Below are 17244 nucleotides of genomic sequence, written 5' to 3'. Positions count from 1 at the left end.
AAAACCACCATGCAATCCATCATCGGCCTCCTGATCGTTCTGGGGTGCGTGTTCGGCGGCTTCCTGTTCAGCGGGGGCTCGTTTGCCGTGATCTGGCAACCAGTGGAGATGGTCATCATCGTCGGCACCGCAGTGGGCGCGCTGGTAGTCGGCAACCCACGGCATGTGCTGAGCGAGATGAAGCTGCAGGTGCGCAAGGTCATCGTCGGTCGCAAGCTGGAGTCCGAGTTTCAGCGTCAGTTGCTGCTGCTCATGTATGAGCTGCTGCAAACGGCCGCAGGTGGCCTCAAGGCCCTGGACGCCCATGTGGAGGCGCCTCAGGAGAGCGATCTGTTCAAGCGCTATCCCCTCATCCTCGCGGAACCCAAGCTGCTGGCCTTCATCGTGGACAACTTTCGCCTCATGGCCATGGGAAAGATCAATGCCCACGAGCTTGAAGGGGTGCTGGAGCAGGAACTGGAGGCGATTCACGACGAGATGGTCCAGCCATCGAAATCGCTGCAGCGGATTGCCGAAGCCATGCCCGGCTTCGGCATCATGGCCGCGGTGCTGGGCATCGTGATGACCATGCATTCGGTGGCCGAGGGCGCGAGCTCCGGCGAGATCGCCGAGCACGTGGCCGCGGCCATGGTCGGTACCTTTCTGGGCGTGTTCTTCTGCTACGGCCTGCTGGACCCCCTGAGCAACAAGATGAAGCAGGTGGTGACCGAAGAGATGAGCACGCTGGAGTCGGTCAAGGTGGTGCTGGTCACGCATGTATCGGGCAAGCCGCCGCTGCTAGCCATAGATGCCGGGCGCCGGCTGGTGCAGCTCAATACCAAGCCCAGCTTCGCTAAGCTGGAAGGCTGGATCGACAAACTGCGCGCAGGCGACGAAGAAGCCGATGTTGCTGCGCCCGCTGCCCGACGTGCAGGAGACCGGCGTGTCCAGCAAGCTTGATGCGCGGCAGCACGACACCACGGTCGTCAAGCGCGGCGGCGGGCGCCACGAAGAGGAGGCGCATGGAGGCGCGTGGAAGGTCGCGTTTGCCGATTTTTGCCTTGCACTTATGTGCCTGTTTCTTGTGTTGTGGCTCATGGCGGCGCGCCAGTCCGAGAGCTTGCAAGAGGTGTTGCGCAGCTATGGCGGCAGTCGGATCGATCAGGGGCAGGGGCGTATGGCCGAGACGGTGAGCGGACCACGCGGCAGCCTGATCGAGCGCCAGCCTCAGCCGGGCAGCAGCAATGCCCCATCACCGCTGAGGGCGCAGGGCCAGGACGAGCCGGCCGTGGAAGGCATGGACCCCGCTAGCCGCCCGATCAAAACGCGCCTGGAGAGCCGCGCCGATCTGCAGGAGCTGGCGCGCCTGCTGGAAAGCATGGGCGACCAGGCGGGCCTGTCGGGCCATGTGCAGACCGTCGTGACGCCCTACGGATTGCGCGTGATGCTGCACGACACTGATCGGCAGGGCATGTTCCAGCTCGGCAGCAGCATCCCGAGTGAGCGCTTTCGCCAATTGCTGCGCCAGATGGGGCCGCTGTTTGCGCAGATTGAAAACCAGATGCTGGTGGTAGGCCATACCGACGCGCGGCAGTATGCCGGAGGCGAGCTGGCAGGGTTCTCCAATTGGACGCTGTCACTCAATCGCGCCATGGCGGCGCGGACTCAGCTCACAGAGGGCGGCATGCCCGCGCGCAGCGTTCTGCAGGTGGTGGGGATGGCCGATCGTGCACCGCTGGACGAGGGTGACAACATGGCGTCGGCGAATCGCCGCATTGAGCTGCTCATCCTTACTCCCGCCCAGTCGCGCCTGGTCGCCGCGATGTTTGGCACGCCCGACGGCATGCAGCTGCTAGCACCAGGTGTTCGCGTGGGCCTGCCAGGCCGCGAAGAGTTGGATCAGTTGCGCCTGCAGTTGCAGGCCCAGGACCGGAGCAGCCCGAATGCGAACTGATGCCGTTCCATTCAACACCATGCGATGGCCCACATCGGATTGACGCCATGCAAACCAGAACACGAGGCTCAAGAATGCGAATCTCCACAACCCCCAGCCTGGATTCCCCTTCCATTGCCCCGGTGGCAGACGTCGGCACCTCTGCCGCGGCTGCTGCGGCTAGCCCCGCCACGGCTGTGGAAAGCCCTGATAGCCAGTCAGCCGTGCTGAAGCCCGCATTGGCGGCAATGGATGCCTTGCCTGCGGTGAATCAGGCCCGCGTTGCGGAGATCCGTGATGCCTTGATGCGTGGCGATCTGCCTTTTGATGCCGGGCGACTGGCTTCCTTGGTGCAGCGCTACCACGGGAGTGGCAGGTGAGTGTCAGCCAACAGAAGCTTGCCCGCTTTATGCAAGGGGTGCGCGCGGATGTGGACGGCTATCGGGCACTGCGTAGCCTGCTGGTCGCTCAGTTTGACGCAGCTCTGCGCCATGAGACGGCTGCCCTGGAGGATTTGGCCGGGAGCATCGTCGAGCTGACCGCAGAGCTGGAAGCGCGGCGCGAAGAACGCGTGGCTCTGGCGCGTGAATGGGCGCCAGGCGGCGCGGCAGTTGGCATGCCTACGCTGCTCGGGCTGCTGCCACCGACTGCACGCGATGCGTTGTCGTCCTGGTGGAGCACGCTCGAACAGTTGGTGCACGAATGCAAGGCCCAGAACATGCGCAACTGCCGCCTCATGGTCGAGCAGAACGAAGTCATGCGGCGCGTGTTGAACCAGGAGGAGGCGACTTATGCTCCGGGCTGATGCCACCGCGACTGCCTCGCTGATTGCCGAGGAGACGCAGCGCATTGCGCTGCCACTCAAGGGAGGGGGGAGTCAGGGCTTTGGTGCGCTCTATTCAGAGCTGAAAACACAGATTGCAGGCTACATCACAAGCGGACAGGATGAGGGGCAAGCACTGTCCGCGTTCACTCTGGATGTGCAGGCCCGTAGCCTGCGAGCGCGTGAGCAGCTGTCGGCGCTGTCGGCTCGCCCTGCGTCGGAGGAGATCGGTAGTGTCGTGGACTCGCAGGGCGACTTCCTCGCTCGTATCGCCCCTTGGGCACACGAAGCCGCGCAGAGCTTGGGAGTTTCGGCCGATCTCGTGAGTGCGCATGCCGCGCTTGAATCTGGTTGGGGGCGGCGCCCGCTGCGCCATGCCGACGGCACTGACAGCCACAATCTCTTTGGCATCAAAGCTGGGGCTGGTTGGCAAGGGGGAGTCGCCGAGGTATTGACCACCGAGTTCGAACAAGGGGCGTCGGTCAAAAAGACGGAGGGCTTTCGCAGCTACCCGGACGAGGCCAGTGCCTTCAGGGACTATGCCCGCCTGCTGTCCAGCAAGCCCGCCTATCGTGCAGCATTGCAGGCCGGCGACGATGCCCAAGCCTTTGCCAAGGGTCTGGCGCAGGGCGGCTACGCCACGGATCCTGATTACGCAGCGAAGCTTGCGCGGGTTGCCCGGCAACTGCGTACGCGGGCGGGGGACTAAGGCGTGGACGGCATGGACATTTCCATGGGCTCAACAGCCGCGTTGCCTGCCACGCGGGCCTGTATGGTCTTGCCGCTGCTGGCATTGCGCACCCGCACCATGTCGCCCAGGCTGCCGGCATCCAGCGCCTCTCCAAGACTGTCTACCTGGACCAGACCGCGACGCATCGAGATGCGTACCGTCTGGCCACGGCGCACCAGCACTGCGGCTTCCAGAAAGGGCGTCAGGACCACCTGGCCGGCGCGCAATGGGCGGCGGCTGGACTGTCCGATCACGGCCTCCAGTTTGGACGTGGCGCTTGACAGCTTGTCCAGTGGCCGCAGCTCCAATTGCACATCGGATGCGCCAATGGGGCGTTTGGCCGGGATTGAGCTCGCAGCGACCACCACCTCTGCCGAGAGTGCGGCCCGCACCAGGAACTCGTATTGCCAGGCGATGCCTGCATCCGCGCATGTGGCCCGGAAGCGCATGCGGCTGGTGTATCGCATGTCCAGCGCCTCGATGGTCGGGGGTGTTCGGCAGGACGTCGAGGGGGGCGTATCACCGCCCAGCAGACTGAGCTCAAACCTTGCGTTGTGCAGGTCACTGGCCTGCGCCTGTTGCACCAGATATTGCTGCAAGGCCTTGGCCACACCCGTGTCTAGCCGGGAGGCTGGAAAAGGTGTCGCTGCCACGGTCAGTGGCAGCAGGGCTAGTAGGAGGACGGATTTCAACCTGTGCATCAATCTGATGAAAGGAAAGCGCATGAGCATCGACTTCCACAAAGCTCTGGGGGTTCATCAGGATACCCTCAGATTGCGGGCGGAACGCACCAAGGTCCTAGCCTCCAATATTGCCAACGAAAGCACGCCGGGCTACCAGGCACGCGATATCGATTTCGCTGCAACCTTGCAAAGCGTGTTGGCGGATGACACGGGCGGGCAGGGGTTCGAGACTGGCTCTGGTGACCTGCAGTATCGCGTGCCCTACCACCCGAGCCAGGACGGAAATACCGTTGAGTTGGGGGTGGAGCAGGCGGCGTTTTCGCAGAATGCTTCGGATTTTCAGACCAGCCTGACCTTCATGAACATGAAGCTCAAGGGCCTGGCCAAAGCGATTGCGGGGCAATAAGCATGTCGTTCCGCAATATTGCCCAGATCGCAGGCTCGGCCATGGCGGCCCAGACCGTGCGCTTGAACACGGTGGCCAGCAATCTGGCCAATGCGCAGTCTGCGTCCGACAGCGAGGCGTCCACCTACCGTGCGCGCAAGCCGGTGTTTGCGTCGGTGTTCAGTGCCGATGGCATGGGAAGCGGTCAACTGCCTGGCGCCAGGGTCCAGGTGCTGGACGTCGTGGAAAGCACCGAGCCCCTGCGTCGTGCCTACGAGCCGGACAACCCGCTGGCCAACGAGGCTGGTGAGGTGTTCTATCCAAATGTGAATTCCGTGGCGGAGATGACCGACATGATGGCCGCGTCACGGGCTTTCGAAACCAATGTCGAGGTGCTGGGGCGCCTCAAGTCAATGCAGCAATCACTGTTGCGTCTGGGAGAGGGCTAAGTCCATGGAAACCACTTCATCCACTGCATCGCTGGCTAGCAGCAATGCCACAGCCACTGCAGTCTCGGCGAACAGTTCGGCCGGCATGTCGGACATGTTCCTCAAGCTGCTGGTGGCCCAGATCAAGAACCAGAACCCGCTGGAGCCGACGGACCCGAGCGAGTTCGTGACTCAGCTCAACCAGCTCAGCCAGACAGAGGCCCTGCAGCAACTGGTCAGCCAGAACAGTGCCACCAGCAGCATGCTGTTCAGTCTGCAGGTACTGGCCATGGGGAACCAGGTTGGGTCTACCGTGACGGTAAAGAGCAGTAGCGTAAAGCTGTCGGACCAGGTCGTGCAGGCCAGCGCGACCCTGGACACCAACACCTCGGACCTGACGCTGGTGCTGACCGGCTCCGACGGACAGGTACACCGCACTTCGCTCGGCCCGCGCGCCGCAGGAAAGCTTACGTTCGATATCGATCCGGTGACTCTTGGGCTGCCCGCAGGCGAGTACGGCCTGGGGTTGGAGACGGCGGAGGGAACCACTCTCAGCGCCGAAGTGACTGGGAAGATTACCGGCCTGCGGTTTGCCGCCGATGGCTCGCCGGTAGTGGATGTCACCTCGGCCGGCACGGTGACCACCGCCGACATCACTGGTTTCCTGGGCCGCAGTAGCTAACACCATCCGATCCGTTGAAAGGACTTCATCATGAGTTTCGATATCGCACTGTCCGGCATCTCCGCCATCAACAATCAGTTGGAGACCATCAGTAACAACATCGCCAATACCGGCACCTACGGCTTCAAGTCGAGTCGCGCCAACTTCGCATCGATGTATGCCGGTAGCCAGCCTGCCGGCGCGGAGGTGGCGTCGATCACGCAGAGCATTGGCATCGGCGGCGGCGCCCAGACCACGGGGCGCGGCATGGACGCCATGATCGAGGGCCGCGGTTTCTTCGTCACCCGCGATAGCGCGGGGCAGATGGCCTATACCCGTGTCGGTATCTTCTCCATAGACAAGAACGGCTATGTCGTGGACAGCGCCGGTCGCAATGTGCAGGGCTATGGGCAGCTCTACGATGCTGCGGGTCGGCCATTGGAGGGGGCTGCGCTGGGCGCCATGGATAACTTGAAACTGCGTGACGGCCAGATTGCGGCGCAGGCCACTGACAGCTTGCGTTACGTGGGCAACCTGTCTTCTGACTGGACCGTGCCGACCGCGGCCTTCGACCAGGCCAACCCGCTGAGCTACAACAGTGCCTCGACTTCGGTCGTGTACGACTCACTGGGTTCCAAGCACACGGTGACCCAGTACTTCGTGAAAACCGGACCGGGGGCCATCACGGTGCGCTACGGCTTCGACGGCACGATGCAAGCCAACACGGCCAACCTGACCTTCAACACGGAAGGGCAGCTCACGGCTCCGACGGGTGGGGTCAACCTGGCCATTGCCGCACCGGCCGGTGCCGCAGCGCTGGCGATCAATATCGACTACACCGGCAGCACGCAGTTCGGTGGCGCGACCACTGAGTTGACCAATGCGGCGACCGGCTATGCCTCTGGCGTGCTCACCGGTGTGCAGATCGACTCCGATGGCTCGGTGCTTGGTGTGTACAGCAACGGCATGAAGCAGCGTGCCGGCACGCTAGCCCTAGCCACCTTCCCCAATGAGGACGCGTTGGTACCCATCAGCGGCACGGCCTGGGCGACCTCGTCGGAGACCGGCGAGCCGCTGTATTCGACGCCTGGGACTGGCATCACCGGCAAGCTCACCGCTGGCGCATTGGAACAATCCAATGTCGATATGTCGACCCAACTCGTCATGCTTATGACGGCACAGCGCAACTACCAGGCCAATACCAAGGTTATATCAACCCACAGCGCGATGATGCAGTCCCTGATGCAGGCAGTCTGAGGTCCGCTGCCATGGATGCCTTGATCTACACCACCATGAGTGGGGCTGAGCGTGCCTTGCGCGCTCAGCAGGTGCATGCCAACAATCTGGCCAATCTGGAGACGGGCGGCTTTCGCGCCGACCTGGAACTGGCCACCGGCCAGCAAGTCCCAGGTTACGGCTACGACGCACGCCACCTGAGTCAGCTACAGGCCAACGCGGTGGCAGCTCGAGAAGGCGCCGTACGTGAAACCGGCCGAGACCTGGATGTCGCCATCTCTGGGCGGGGCTATTTCACCGTCGAGTCACCTGGGGAAGACGGGCAGGCGGGTGAGGCCTATACCCGCGCCGGCCACCTCGACATCAGTGCCGAAGGCGCGCTGTCGGTCAACGGCCGTGCCGTGCTTGGCGACGGCGGCCCCATCGTGCTGCCTGCATACCAGCGCGTCGCGATTGCCAACGACGGAACGGTGCTGGTGCAGGCACCGGGCCAGCAAGACCTGCAACCCGTGGACCGGCTCAAGCTGGTCAAACCCGAGGCAGCCGCCGTCACCAAGAACTTCGCCGGCCTGATCGTTGCACGCTCGGGCGATGTGTTGCCGGCCGATGAGACGGTCACGGTGCGCGGCGGTTTCCTGGAGGGCAGCAATGTCTCGGCCGTCGAAGAGATGGTTGCGGTGATGGGCATCAGCCGCGACTTTGAGATCCAGATGAAGCTCTACCGCGCCACTGACTCCATGGCTGATGCCGGCAATCGTTTGATTCGCGAATGACGCAGCGCATGCGTCCGACCCCGCTAACACGCAACCATTTCAGGAGAACAGCATGAACCCCGCCATGTGGATCAGCAAGACCGGCGTGCAGGCCCAGGATGCCAAGCTCCAGGCCATTGCCAACAACCTCGCCAACGTCAACACCACCGGCTTCAAGCGCGACCGCGTGGTGTTTGAAGACCTGTTCTACCAGGTAGAGAGGCCGCCCGGCACGCAGCGCGACAACAACACCATTACGCCCTCGGGCGTGCAACTGGGGACTGGCACGCACTTGCTGGGCACGCAGAAGACTTTCACCTCCGGGCCGCTGCAGACCACCGGGCAGTCGCTGGATGTGGCCATTGTCGGGCTGGGATTTCTGCAGGTCGAGCAGCCCAACGGCGACATCGCCTACACCCGCGCCGGCCAATTGCAGGTCAACGCCGAGGGCCGTCTGGTCACGGCGCAGGGCCTGCCCTTGTTGCCGGAGATCACCGTGCCGGCCAATGCCACGGCGGTAACGATCGGCGAGAACGGCATGGTGTCGGCCACGGTGTCCGGAGCCACGGCGCCGAACGAACTGGGGCAGATCAATCTGGTGAATTTCCTCAATCCGTCCGGCTTGCTGGCGCTGGGGGGCAACCTGTACCAGGAAACCGCGGCCAGCGGCGCCCCGGCCGAGGGTATTCCGGGCGAGAACGCGCTGGGCAAGCTCAAGCAAGGGACGCTGGAAGGCTCCAACGTGCAGGTGGTCGAGGAGATGGTGGACATGATCGCGGCCCAGCGGACCTACGAGATGAACACCAAGGTGTTGTCCGCAGCGGACAACATGATGCAGTACCTTGCACAGGCGGCACGCTGATGTTGCGCGCGGCTGTGCTGGCTGGCGCCTGCTGGGTGGCTACCATGTTGGTGGGTTGTGCCAACATGGCGCCGCCGGAGCCGCCTGTGGCGCGCAATGTGGAGCCTTTCCCATTGCCCGATCCGGCAGTGGCCCGAAAGGGACGGGCTGGGGGAGTGTTCGGCTCCGAGGTGCCTTGGCAACTAACTTCCGACAGTCGTGCCTTCAGGCCGGGAGACGTGTTGACCGTGGTGCTGCAGGAAACCACCCAGGCCAGCAAGCAGGCGGGCACCAAGTTTGGCAAGGGCAGCAGCCTGTCGTTCGCCCCCGCGGTAATCGCAGGAAAGTCGCTCAAGACCGACATTGGCCTGGAGTCCCAGAATGACTTCAACGGCAGTTCCTCAAGCACGCAACAGAACACGCTGCAAGGCGCCATCACGGTGATCGTGCACAACGTGCTGCCCAATGGCCTGTTGCTGATCCAGGGGGAGAAGAGCCTCTACCTGAATCAGGGCGAAGAATTTATCCGCCTGAATGGCTATGTCCGGCCCGGTGACATCGATACCGACAACCGGGTGTCCTCGCAGCGCATTGCCAATGCCAACATCGCCTACTCCGGACGCGGCACGTTGGCGGACGCCAACTCTGCCGGCTGGCTTACTCGCTTCTTTGTCAGCCCCCTGGCGCCTTTCTGAGGCCGCATGCCATGAGTACATCGCCTCCCCTTCGCCTGTTGCTTCGCCGACTGGCCCTTTGTGCCGGGCTGGTCTGCTGCCTGCCCATCCCCGTGTGGGCAGCCGAGCAGGCGCTACGCAATCTGACCCATGTGGAAGGTGTGCGAGAGAACCAACTAATTGGCTACGGCGTGGTCGTCGGCCTACGCGGCAGTGGCGATGGCACGCAAGTGAAGTTCGCGGGTCAGTCGGTCATCAACATGCTTAAGCAGTTTGGTGTGAAGCTGCCCGAGCGAACTGACCCCAAGCTCAAGAACGTTGCAACCGTGATGGTCAGCGCCACCTTCCCTCCGGGTTACCGCAAGGGCCAGACCATAGACGTCACAGTGTCGTCCATGGGGGACGCCAAGAGCCTGCGTGGCGGCGTGCTGCTGCTGGCGCCCCTACGGGCGGCAGATGGTGAGGTGTATGCGCTGGCGCAGGGAAGCCTGGTGGTCAGTGGCCTGGCCGCCCAGGGCAGCAGCGGCTCCAGCGTCACTGTGAATACGCCGACAGCTGGGCGCATACCGAACGGGGCCAGCATAGAGCGCGAGATCGAGAGCGACTTCGACGCCGGAGCAACGGTGCGCCTGAGCCTGCGGCGCCCGCACTTCCAAACGGCGACCAACATCGTGACCGCCATAAACCGCCGCTATGGCGAGATCGCCACGGCGCATGACGCGACGAGCGTCGAGGTCATCGCACCGACCAACCCAACCCAGCGCGTGAGCTTTGTGGCCGCCTTGCAGGCATTGAGCGTGGATGTTGGTCTGGAGGTGCCCAAGGTCATCATCAACTCACGTACCGGGACCGTGGTCATCGCGGAAGGCGTGCGTGTGAAGCCCGCCGCGGTGTCGCATGGCAACCTGAAGGTGGTCATATCGGAGCAGCCTGCCGTCAGCCAGCCCGCGGCCTTTGGTCGTGGCCAGACGCAAGTGGTGCCCCAATCGCAGGTGAGCGTCGACCAGGGGTCTGGGCGCATGTTCAATCTGCGCGCTGGCGCCAGCCTGCAGACCATCGTCGACAGCATCAACAGCATCGGGGCTTCGCCTGATGACATCATGGCCATCCTGCAGGCGCTGGACCAGGCCGGTGCCATCGATGGCGAACTGATCGTGATCTGACGCGGAGGCTTTGCCATGTCCCTATCCATCGATGCTGCTGCTAGTACCGACTCAGGTGGCACGACTTCTACCGATCTGGAACCCGTGCAGCGGGCCAGGATCGAAGAGGCCGCACGCAAGTTCGAGGGCTTCTTCATTGCCGAGGTACTGCGCCAGATGCGGCGCAGCACGCGAGAGCTTGCGGGCGAGGACGGCATGTTTCAGAACCGCGTCAACGACGACATGCTGGACATGGCTGACACCCTGGTGGCCGATTCCATGGCGAGTCCGCACGCGTTCGGGATTGCCGATGTGATCCTGCGGCAATTGCTGCCGGGCACGGCAGGGCCCGCTGCTTCGGCGCCTTTGTCAGGAGCGTTTAAGCCTGCCGCTACTGCGGTCGCCTATCCCAAGCAAGACCCGGTCGATCCTCTCGATCCTTCAGCGCGCGGAGCCCTCCCATGATCACCAATATCGCCCTGTCTGGCGCACAGGCCGCCCAAGCTGCGCTGAGCGTATCGAGCCAGAACGTGGCCAATCTCATGACGCCCGGCTACACCCGCCAGGGCATTCTGTTGTCGGCGGTATCGCGGCTGGGAAGCACCAACTCGCCGGGCAATGGCGTGAATGTGTCGGCCTTGCTGCGCTTCGCCGATGGTTACAAAAGCCAGCAGATGTGGGCGGCAGCGTCGAGCCTCGGCCAGTATTCCGCAGCGCAGCCCTACCTGACTCAGTTGGAGTCGGTCATGGGTAATGACGCATCCAACATCGACAGCGGCCTGGATGCCTTCTTTGCTGCGTTGAATGCAGCGACGGTGGAGCCCACGTCCAGCCCCCTTCGTCAACAGGTGATCACCGCTGCCGATGCATTAGCCCAGCGTTTCAACAGTCTCAACCAACTACTGGTTAACCAGCGCGCATCGGTTTTTGGCCAACGCGAGGCCATGGTCGCTCAGGCCAATTCGTTGACCACGAGCATCGCCGCCCTGAATGAGCAGATCGCAGGGGCGCATGGCACGGGGGCCAACCCCTCGGGCCTGATTGATGAGCGTGACCGCAAGATCGACGAGCTGGCGGGCCTGATCGGCATTCAGGTCGTTGATCAGGCAGATGGCTCGCGCAGTGTGTCGCTGCGCAGCGGGCAGCCGTTGGTGATCGGTTCGTTAGCCGGCAGCTTCTCCCTTCAAGGTAATGCCGATGGCTCGCAGACGCTCAAGCTGGGTTTTGTGAAGGAGTCCTTCACCTTGCCCGCCACTAACCTGGGGGGCAGTCTGGGGGGGGTGGCTGATTTCGAGAACCAGGAGCTGCTGCCGCTCATGCAGTCCATTCGGGAAATGGCGCAGCAGGTCACCACCCGCGTAAATACCCAGTTGGCCTCAGGTTTCGCGCTGGACGGTTCGGCCGGATCGCCGCTATTCGATACGGCACCCACCAGCGGCATCATGCAAGTTCGCAGCGGCGTGCTGGCGCAGGACCTGGCGTTCTCCGGTAGTGCCACCCTGCCGGGGGACAGCAGCAACCTGCTGGCCTTGGTTGCGCTGAAAGAGCAGCCCGTAACGCTGACTTCGGTTGGCAGTGTTCTGCTGAGCGATGCGCACGCCCAATTGGTCGGTCGCCTGGCGATGGACAGCCAGAAGAACCAGGTGGCGCTTTCCACCTCGACCACGGTGCGCAATCAGGCCGAGGAGAGTTGGAAATCCACCAGCGGCGTCAGCGAAGATGAAGAGGCCATCAACCTGATGCAGTACCTGCGCATGTACGAGGCCAACATGAAGGTGATTTCCGTCGCCAACCAGTTGCTCGACAGCACGCTGGCCATGCTTGACTAAAGGAGTCATCACCATGCGAATTGCGAGTACCCAGTACCACACCACCATGAATGCTGCTCTGCAACTGGCCAACCAGCGGGTCGGGTCGGTGCTGCAGCAGATGGCGTCCGGCCAGCGCCTGTTGAAGCCTTCTGATGACCCCATTGCGCAGGTGCGGCTGATGCGCCTGGAGCGTGAAGAGGCAGCGCTCGACCAGTACCGCAAGAACATCGAAACCCTGTCATCGCGCCTGGAACAGAACGAGGCCAGGCTCGATGGGGTTGTGAGCGATGTCATGCAGGTGCGAGACCTGTTGGTGTGGGCCTCCGACGGAGCAAATGTGCCGCAGGATCTGCAGGCCATGGCGAGCTCGGTCGACTCCCTGCGTGAGAGCATCTTCTATACGGCCAACAGTCGTGACCAGGAGGGGCGCTATGTGTTCTCGGGCACAGCGCTCAACACTGCCACCATCAGCTATGACGCAGCGCAGCCGCTGGGTTCGCGCTACACCTTCACCGGCAACCTGGGCGTGCAATCGGTGGTGGTGGGCAATGGCGTGACGCAGGCGGCCAATGTCAGCCTTCCCGAGGCGCAGGACCTGCTCAACCTGCTGGATCGTGTGAGTGCCACGCTGAGCAGCTCGACGGTGAACGTGAACGATCCGGCTGTCCGGGCGGAGCTGGTGGCAGCCCTGGATGGCATGGATGTCGCCCTGAACAGCGTGAACACGCAGATCGCCCGGATCGGCGGCCAGCACAATATCCTGCAGACTCTGGACGACACACATGCTGATGTGAGCCTGTCCAACAAGAACGCAGCGATCACGATTGGCCAGCTCGACTACGGAGATGCGGCTGTCAGGCTCAACGGTTACTCCATTGCGGTTGAGGCTACACAAAAGGCCTATGCCAAGGTCAGCAACCTGTCCTTGTTCAACGTGATCTGATTGCACATGCTGCGACATCATGCAGGTTGAGTCGCCTGCCTCCACCCGGTTTGTTCCTGAGCGCGCGGCCCATGCGGGCGGGGCCGTGTCTGTGCCGCACCCCATCACGGGCAAGGCCATCGATCGTCGGTCCGCTGTGCTGGACACTAGCGCACCGGTGGCCGTGCCGGTGCGCAAAGGCTTGCGCGCCTGGGACCCAGGCTACAACCTGCAGTTGGCCAGCGCTCAACAGACCCTGGACTTTCTGGGGGACGTTGCCGGCAAGTTGCAGGTACTGGGCACGGCCATCAAGGGAGCACTGGCCGGCGGTTCGCGTGCTGAAGACGGCACGCTGAACGCAGCCTTGCACGAATTGGTGGCGCGCTGGGATGAGCGAGGTGAGGCCACTGCACGCAGCCTCGACGGGCAACTGGCGTTTGGTGCACGCGGCCAGGCGCGCCAATCTTTTCGCATTCCTGGCCTGGACGTGCACAGCCTGCAGGCTCAGGCGCAAGAGACCTTGTTCTTTTCCGTGGCGGGGGCTGGGCGACAGGCTATTCCCGTGACGTTGGACCCGGCCCTGCCCTCCGCTGCACAGGTGCGGCACATGGATCTCGCCTTGTTTCCTGCAGGCATCCGGGTCACGGCCAATGAGCAAGGTGACCTGCTGTTCGACGTGCCTGAGGCCCAGTGGGAGGCAGTGCGTGGCACCTTGGCCATACGCGGTGGAGGCATGCGCTATCCCGCAGGGCAAATGCATCTCGTGCGGCCGCAGGCCGTGGCATCGGCTGTTACCCCGGAGCAATGGCGGATGGATGACCTTCATGGCGCCTTGCGTGATGTCGCTGCTGCACAAGGGCGGGTGCGTCAGGCCCGGCAGGATGTGAGCCGAGAGCTGGCGGATGCGGCTGACAGGCCGGAGATCGGCGAAGCTGGGATGGGAGGTGCCGTGATGCCAAGCTGGGCCGCAGACTTCAGCCGGGAGTTCCGGGACAATGCCAGCAGTTCGGACTATCGTTTTGTAGCATCAGTGGCGCCGGCACTGACCGGAATCAGCCGTGAGCGCGTGGTTTCGCTGCTGGCTCTGCGCACTGATTGATCTCATTGCCAGGAAAATTGCGCGGGGATGGGAAAGACGGAAATACTGCGCTATAATACGAAGCTCGGCGGCTGTAGCTCAGTTGGATAGAGTACTTGGCTACGAACCAAGGGGTCGTGGGTTCAATTCCTGCCAGCCGCACCAAACGGATAGCCCCGGAACTGCAAAGTTCCGGGGCTTTTTCCTTTGTGTTGTACATGCCGGAGTACTGCATGAACAAAGCCTTCACCAAAGAGACGGACGACGACGAGGGTGATGACGCCCCCGCTGCGCAATCCCCGTTGGCAGGGCGCAAGAACTACATCTCGCCCGCCGGCTACGCGCGCTTGCGTGCCGAGTTGCTGGACCTGATGGACAACGAGCGCCCCAAGGTGGTTGAGGCCGTGCACTGGGCGGCCCGCAATGGGGATCGCTCTGAAAACGGCGACTATCTCTACGGCAAGAAGCGCCTGCGCGAAATCGATCGGCGCATCCGTTTCTTGACCAAGCGCTTGGAGATCGCCGAGGTCATGGACCCGCGCGTGCATGCGGGCAAGGACCAAGTGTTTTTTGGCGCGACGGTCACCTACGATGACGAGGGCGAGGAGCGCTGCGTCACCATTCTGGGCATAGACGAATCCGAGAGCGCGCAGCAGCAAGTAAGCTGGATATCACCGGTTGCCCAGGCGCTCCTGAAGGCGCGGGAGGGTGACGTCGTGCGCCTGGTCACGCCCGCTGGCGCGCGGGACATCGAGGTGCTGTCGGTGTCCTACCCGGTGGATTAGCCTGCCGCTGGCTTGATCCGCCGCGTGCGCAGCACCGAGGGGGTGCGGTTGAGGTTGCGCAGCGCTGTTTCCAGGTGGGCGCTATCGCGCACCTCAATGACGAAGCGCAGGTCGGTGGTGTCGAGTGCCGCCTCTTCGCCCATGTCCACGTGGGTGATGTCCACCTCCGCGCGGGCCAGCTCTGCAGACACACGTGCGAGCACGCTCTTGCGGTTGGTGACGGTCACGATAACGCCGGTTTCGAAGGGGCGCACAGGTTCGTCGGCCCAGGCCACAGCGATGAAGCGCTCGCTGTCTTTGTGCAGCAGTCGGTTGGCTACGGCGCAATCGGCGGTGTGGACGGTCAGGCCCTCGCCGCGCCCCAGGTAGCCCACGATGGGGTCACCGGGTACGGGGCGGCAGCATTTGGCGTATTGCACCGAGGCATTCTCGCTGCCGTCGAGCGTCACGGCGCCCTGCGACAGGTTCTCGTGCGAGGTATAGCGCTCGCGGGTGAGTAGCAGTGCATTCGGGCGTGCGCCGTCTTCGGTGAGCAGGATCATCAGGCGCTTGGCCACGATACTGGCAATGCGCTTGCCCAGGCCAACGTCAGTCAACAACTCTGCACGGTCGCGGTTGCCGGTGAAGCGCAGCAATTTGTCCCAGATCGGCTGGTGATCGGCGTCATGTTCCGGTAGGCGCTCTATGCCTTCGGCGCGCAACGCCTGGGTGAGCAGCTTTTCTCCCAGCGACTGGGATTCGGTCTGCTCCAGTGTTTTCAGGTAGTGCCGAATCTTCGAGCGTGCTCGCCCGGTACGAACGAAACCCAGCCATGCAGGGTTGGGGTTGGACACCGGTGCCGTGGTGACTTCGATCACGTCGCCGTTCTTGAGTTCGGTGCGCAGTGGGACTTGTTCGCCGTTGATCTTGGCGGCAACGGTGCGGTCGCCGACATTGGTGTGGATTGCATAGGCAAAATCCACCACGGTCGCGCCGCGCGGCAGAGCCATGATCTGGCTCTTGGGCGTGAAGACATATACCGCGTCGGGAAACAGATCCACTTTGACGTGGTCCCAGAACTCTGCGGCGTCGCGGGTTTCCTGTTGAATGTCGAGTAGCGACTGCAGCCATTGCGTGCCATGCCGCTCGGCGCTTTCACCCGGATCATCCGCCTTGTAGAGCCAGTGCGCTGCCACGCCGGCCTCGGCCACGATGTGCATCTCTTCGGTGCGCATCTGGAACTCGATGTTGATGCCCGAGGGGCCGACCAACGTAGTGTGCAGCGACTGGTAGCCGTTGAGCTTGGCAATCGCGATGTGGTCCTTGAACTTGCCTGGCACCGGCTTGTACATCTGGTGCAGCAGGCCGAGCGCGGTATAGCAGTCGGTTACGCCCGGCACGATGATGCGAAAGCCGTAGATGTCCGTCACCTGCGCAAAGCTCAGGTTCTTGTCCTCCATCTTGCGGTAGATGGAGTAGAGGGTTTTCTCCCGACCGGCAATGCGCATCTGCATATTGGCCGCGGTGAAGATGGTGTCCACGTCGGCCTGGACCTTGCGCAACAGGTCGCGGCGGCGGTTGCGCGCCTTGGTCACGGCCTTGGCGAGGATGGCGTGGCGCCACGGGTGCAGGTAGCGGAAGGACAGCTCTTGTAGTTCGCGGTAGGTCTGATTCAGCCCCAGTCGGTGCGCTATGGGCGCATAGATATCCAGCGTTTCCGATGCGATGCGATGCCACTTCTCGCGTGGCATGTCGCCCATGGTGCGCATGTTGTGGGTGCGGTCGGCGAGCTTGACCAGGATCACGCGGACATCGCGCGCCATCGCCAGCAGCATCTTGCGGAAGGATTCGGCCTGGTTTTCTTCCCGTGTGTTGAACTGCAGCTTGTCGAGCTTGGTGAGGCCGTCCACCAGTTCTGCCACCGGGGCGCCAAAGCGCTCGATCAGCTCTGCCTTGGTGACGCCGCAGTCCTCGATCGCATCGTGCAGCAGCGCGGCCATGAGAGCCTGTGCGTCGAGCTTCCAGGTGGCGCACTGGGCTGCAACGGCGATCGGGTGTGTGATGTAGGGCTCGCCGCTGTTGCGGAGCTGGCCCAGATGGGCTTCGTCTGCGAAGCGGTAGGCTTGGCGTACCTGTTCGATCCCGGTGGGGCCCAGGTAATCAAGGCCGGCAGTCAGCGCCGCGAAACTGGCGGCTGCGGCGTTGGCCGCAGCTGCGCTCGACGCCCCTTGCAGCAGGGTGTCGGAGGAGGGACTTGCGGGGGAGGACGTTTGCAGCACCGCTGTCATGCCTTAAATGTAGCGCGCAAGAAAAAGCCCTGTGCAACGGGAAACAAAAGTCGCGCGCTGCTCATGCGGTTCGACCAAAAAAAAACACCGCATTGCGGTGTTCTTCGGTGCGGA

General features: G+C 63.1%; 20 protein-coding genes and 1 tRNA gene. 19 read left to right on the top strand and 2 right to left on the bottom strand.

Annotated features, from left to right (window positions below):
• The first annotated feature begins 9 nt into the window (after nucleotides 1–9).
• From motA to flgJ, 5 genes are all read left to right on the top strand, one after another.
• Nucleotides 10–939: a flagellar motor stator protein MotA gene (motA, locus tag AAFF27_20855; protein ID XAH22441.1), complete on the top strand. Its 930-nt coding sequence runs from the start codon at nucleotides 10–12 to the stop codon at nucleotides 937–939.
• Nucleotides 887–1933, top strand: a complete 1047-nt coding sequence (locus AAFF27_20850; protein XAH22440.1) for a flagellar motor protein MotB — start codon at nucleotides 887–889, stop codon at nucleotides 1931–1933. The genes motA and AAFF27_20850 overlap by 53 nt, the downstream gene beginning before the upstream one ends.
• A gap of 74 nt (nucleotides 1934–2007) precedes the next feature.
• On the top strand, nucleotides 2008–2292 hold the full coding sequence (gene flgM, locus AAFF27_20845) for a flagellar biosynthesis anti-sigma factor FlgM (GenBank protein XAH22439.1): 285 nt from the start codon (nucleotides 2008–2010) through the stop codon (nucleotides 2290–2292).
• On the top strand, nucleotides 2289–2717 hold the full coding sequence (gene flgN / locus AAFF27_20840; GenBank protein XAH22438.1) for a flagellar export chaperone FlgN: 429 nt from the start codon (nucleotides 2289–2291) through the stop codon (nucleotides 2715–2717). Before flgM ends, flgN begins: the two co-directional genes overlap by 4 nt.
• A complete protein-coding gene (flgJ, locus tag AAFF27_20835; protein XAH22437.1) occupies nucleotides 2704–3444 on the top strand; it encodes a flagellar assembly peptidoglycan hydrolase FlgJ in 741 nt (246 codons plus the stop codon). Before flgN ends, flgJ begins: the two co-directional genes overlap by 14 nt.
• On the opposite strand, the gene flgA is transcribed toward flgJ, so the two are convergent.
• Complete coding sequence (flgA, locus tag AAFF27_20830) at nucleotides 3441–3932, bottom strand: flagellar basal body P-ring formation chaperone FlgA (GenBank protein XAH22436.1); 492 nt, start codon at nucleotides 3930–3932, stop codon at nucleotides 3441–3443. The genes flgJ and flgA overlap by 4 nt on opposite strands.
• Nucleotides 3933–4188: 256 nt before the next feature.
• Between flgA and flgB the strand changes: the two genes are divergently transcribed.
• The 14 genes from flgB (at nucleotide 4189) to greB (ending at nucleotide 14863) form a co-directional block, all read left to right on the top strand.
• The gene (flgB, locus tag AAFF27_20825; GenBank protein XAH22435.1) at nucleotides 4189–4554 is read left to right on the top strand and encodes a flagellar basal body rod protein FlgB; all 366 of its coding nucleotides are present in this window, start codon (nucleotides 4189–4191) and stop codon (nucleotides 4552–4554) included.
• Between the two features lie 2 nt (nucleotides 4555–4556).
• Nucleotides 4557–4982 carry a flagellar basal body rod protein FlgC gene (gene flgC, locus AAFF27_20820; protein XAH22434.1) on the top strand — a complete coding sequence of 142 codons (426 nt, stop codon included), beginning with the start codon at nucleotides 4557–4559 and terminating at the stop codon, nucleotides 4980–4982.
• A gap of 4 nt (nucleotides 4983–4986) precedes the next feature.
• Nucleotides 4987–5643, top strand: coding sequence for a flagellar hook capping FlgD N-terminal domain-containing protein (locus AAFF27_20815; GenBank protein ID XAH22433.1), 657 nt, complete (start codon nucleotides 4987–4989; stop codon nucleotides 5641–5643).
• A 30-nt stretch (nucleotides 5644–5673) separates the two neighbouring features.
• Entirely contained in the window at nucleotides 5674–6879 is a 1206-nt protein-coding gene (locus tag AAFF27_20810) for a flagellar hook-basal body complex protein (GenBank protein XAH22432.1), read from the top strand.
• 11 nt (nucleotides 6880–6890) lie between these two features.
• Entirely contained in the window at nucleotides 6891–7631 is a 741-nt protein-coding gene (gene flgF / locus AAFF27_20805) for a flagellar basal body rod protein FlgF (GenBank protein ID XAH22431.1), read from the top strand.
• 52 nt (nucleotides 7632–7683) lie between these two features.
• A complete protein-coding gene (gene flgG, locus AAFF27_20800) occupies nucleotides 7684–8472 on the top strand; it encodes a flagellar basal-body rod protein FlgG (protein ID XAH22430.1) in 789 nt (262 codons plus the stop codon).
• Complete coding sequence (gene flgH / locus AAFF27_20795) at nucleotides 8472–9146, top strand: flagellar basal body L-ring protein FlgH (protein ID XAH22429.1); 675 nt, start codon at nucleotides 8472–8474, stop codon at nucleotides 9144–9146. The genes flgG and flgH overlap by 1 nt, the downstream gene beginning before the upstream one ends.
• Nucleotides 9147–9157: 11 nt before the next feature.
• Nucleotides 9158–10288: a flagellar basal body P-ring protein FlgI gene (locus tag AAFF27_20790; protein ID XAH22428.1), complete on the top strand. Its 1131-nt coding sequence runs from the start codon at nucleotides 9158–9160 to the stop codon at nucleotides 10286–10288.
• 15 nt (nucleotides 10289–10303) lie between these two features.
• On the top strand, nucleotides 10304–10732 hold the full coding sequence (locus AAFF27_20785) for a rod-binding protein (GenBank protein XAH22427.1): 429 nt from the start codon (nucleotides 10304–10306) through the stop codon (nucleotides 10730–10732).
• Nucleotides 10729–12096 carry a flagellar hook-associated protein FlgK gene (flgK, locus tag AAFF27_20780; GenBank protein XAH22426.1) on the top strand — a complete coding sequence of 456 codons (1368 nt, stop codon included), beginning with the start codon at nucleotides 10729–10731 and terminating at the stop codon, nucleotides 12094–12096. Before AAFF27_20785 ends, flgK begins: the two co-directional genes overlap by 4 nt.
• A gap of 13 nt (nucleotides 12097–12109) precedes the next feature.
• Nucleotides 12110–13021 carry a flagellar hook-associated protein FlgL gene (gene flgL, locus AAFF27_20775; GenBank protein ID XAH22425.1) on the top strand — a complete coding sequence of 304 codons (912 nt, stop codon included), beginning with the start codon at nucleotides 12110–12112 and terminating at the stop codon, nucleotides 13019–13021.
• Nucleotides 13022–13040: 19 nt separating this feature from the next.
• Nucleotides 13041–14099 carry a hypothetical protein gene (locus AAFF27_20770; protein XAH22424.1) on the top strand — a complete coding sequence of 353 codons (1059 nt, stop codon included), beginning with the start codon at nucleotides 13041–13043 and terminating at the stop codon, nucleotides 14097–14099.
• Nucleotides 14100–14166: 67 nt separating this feature from the next.
• Nucleotides 14167–14243 (top strand) — tRNA-Arg (locus tag AAFF27_20765).
• Between the two features lie 68 nt (nucleotides 14244–14311).
• Complete coding sequence (greB, locus tag AAFF27_20760) at nucleotides 14312–14863, top strand: transcription elongation factor GreB (protein XAH22423.1); 552 nt, start codon at nucleotides 14312–14314, stop codon at nucleotides 14861–14863.
• Here greB and AAFF27_20755 read toward each other — a convergent pair.
• Entirely contained in the window at nucleotides 14860–17130 is a 2271-nt protein-coding gene (locus tag AAFF27_20755) for a bifunctional (p)ppGpp synthetase/guanosine-3',5'-bis(diphosphate) 3'-pyrophosphohydrolase (protein ID XAH22422.1), read from the bottom strand. The genes greB and AAFF27_20755 overlap by 4 nt on opposite strands.
• Nucleotides 17131–17244 lie beyond the last annotated feature (114 nt).

The organism is Xylophilus sp. GW821-FHT01B05 (genome assembly GCA_038961845.1).
Lineage (GTDB): Bacteria > Pseudomonadota > Gammaproteobacteria > Burkholderiales > Burkholderiaceae_C > Xylophilus.
This window is presented reverse-complemented; position numbering and strand designations above follow the sequence as displayed.

Bases quoted from the DNA above. Each gene is read 5' to 3' on its own strand.
- motA (XAH22441.1), top strand. From the start codon at position 10: ATGCAATCCATCATCGGCCTCCTGATCGTTCTGGGGTGCGTGTTCGGC.
- flgA (XAH22436.1), bottom strand. From the start codon at position 3,932: ATGCGATACACCAGCCGCATGCGCTTCCGGGCCACATGCGCGGATGCA.
- AAFF27_20755 (XAH22422.1), bottom strand. From the start codon at position 17,130: ATGACAGCGGTGCTGCAAACGTCCTCCCCCGCAAGTCCCTCCTCCGAC.
- flgB (XAH22435.1), top strand. From the start codon at position 4,189: ATGAGCATCGACTTCCACAAAGCTCTGGGGGTTCATCAGGATACCCTC.
- flgM (XAH22439.1), top strand. From the start codon at position 2,008: ATGCGAATCTCCACAACCCCCAGCCTGGATTCCCCTTCCATTGCCCCG.
- flgJ (XAH22437.1), top strand. From the start codon at position 2,704: ATGCTCCGGGCTGATGCCACCGCGACTGCCTCGCTGATTGCCGAGGAG.
- flgL (XAH22425.1), top strand. From the start codon at position 12,110: ATGCGAATTGCGAGTACCCAGTACCACACCACCATGAATGCTGCTCTG.
- greB (XAH22423.1), top strand. From the start codon at position 14,312: ATGAACAAAGCCTTCACCAAAGAGACGGACGACGACGAGGGTGATGAC.
- AAFF27_20815 (XAH22433.1), top strand. From the start codon at position 4,987: ATGGAAACCACTTCATCCACTGCATCGCTGGCTAGCAGCAATGCCACA.
- AAFF27_20785 (XAH22427.1), top strand. From the start codon at position 10,304: ATGTCCCTATCCATCGATGCTGCTGCTAGTACCGACTCAGGTGGCACG.
- AAFF27_20790 (XAH22428.1), top strand. From the start codon at position 9,158: ATGAGTACATCGCCTCCCCTTCGCCTGTTGCTTCGCCGACTGGCCCTT.
- flgH (XAH22429.1), top strand. From the start codon at position 8,472: ATGTTGCGCGCGGCTGTGCTGGCTGGCGCCTGCTGGGTGGCTACCATG.
- flgK (XAH22426.1), top strand. From the start codon at position 10,729: ATGATCACCAATATCGCCCTGTCTGGCGCACAGGCCGCCCAAGCTGCG.
- flgG (XAH22430.1), top strand. From the start codon at position 7,684: ATGAACCCCGCCATGTGGATCAGCAAGACCGGCGTGCAGGCCCAGGAT.
- flgC (XAH22434.1), top strand. From the start codon at position 4,557: ATGTCGTTCCGCAATATTGCCCAGATCGCAGGCTCGGCCATGGCGGCC.
- flgF (XAH22431.1), top strand. From the start codon at position 6,891: ATGGATGCCTTGATCTACACCACCATGAGTGGGGCTGAGCGTGCCTTG.
- AAFF27_20810 (XAH22432.1), top strand. From the start codon at position 5,674: ATGAGTTTCGATATCGCACTGTCCGGCATCTCCGCCATCAACAATCAG.
- AAFF27_20770 (XAH22424.1), top strand. From the start codon at position 13,041: ATGCAGGTTGAGTCGCCTGCCTCCACCCGGTTTGTTCCTGAGCGCGCG.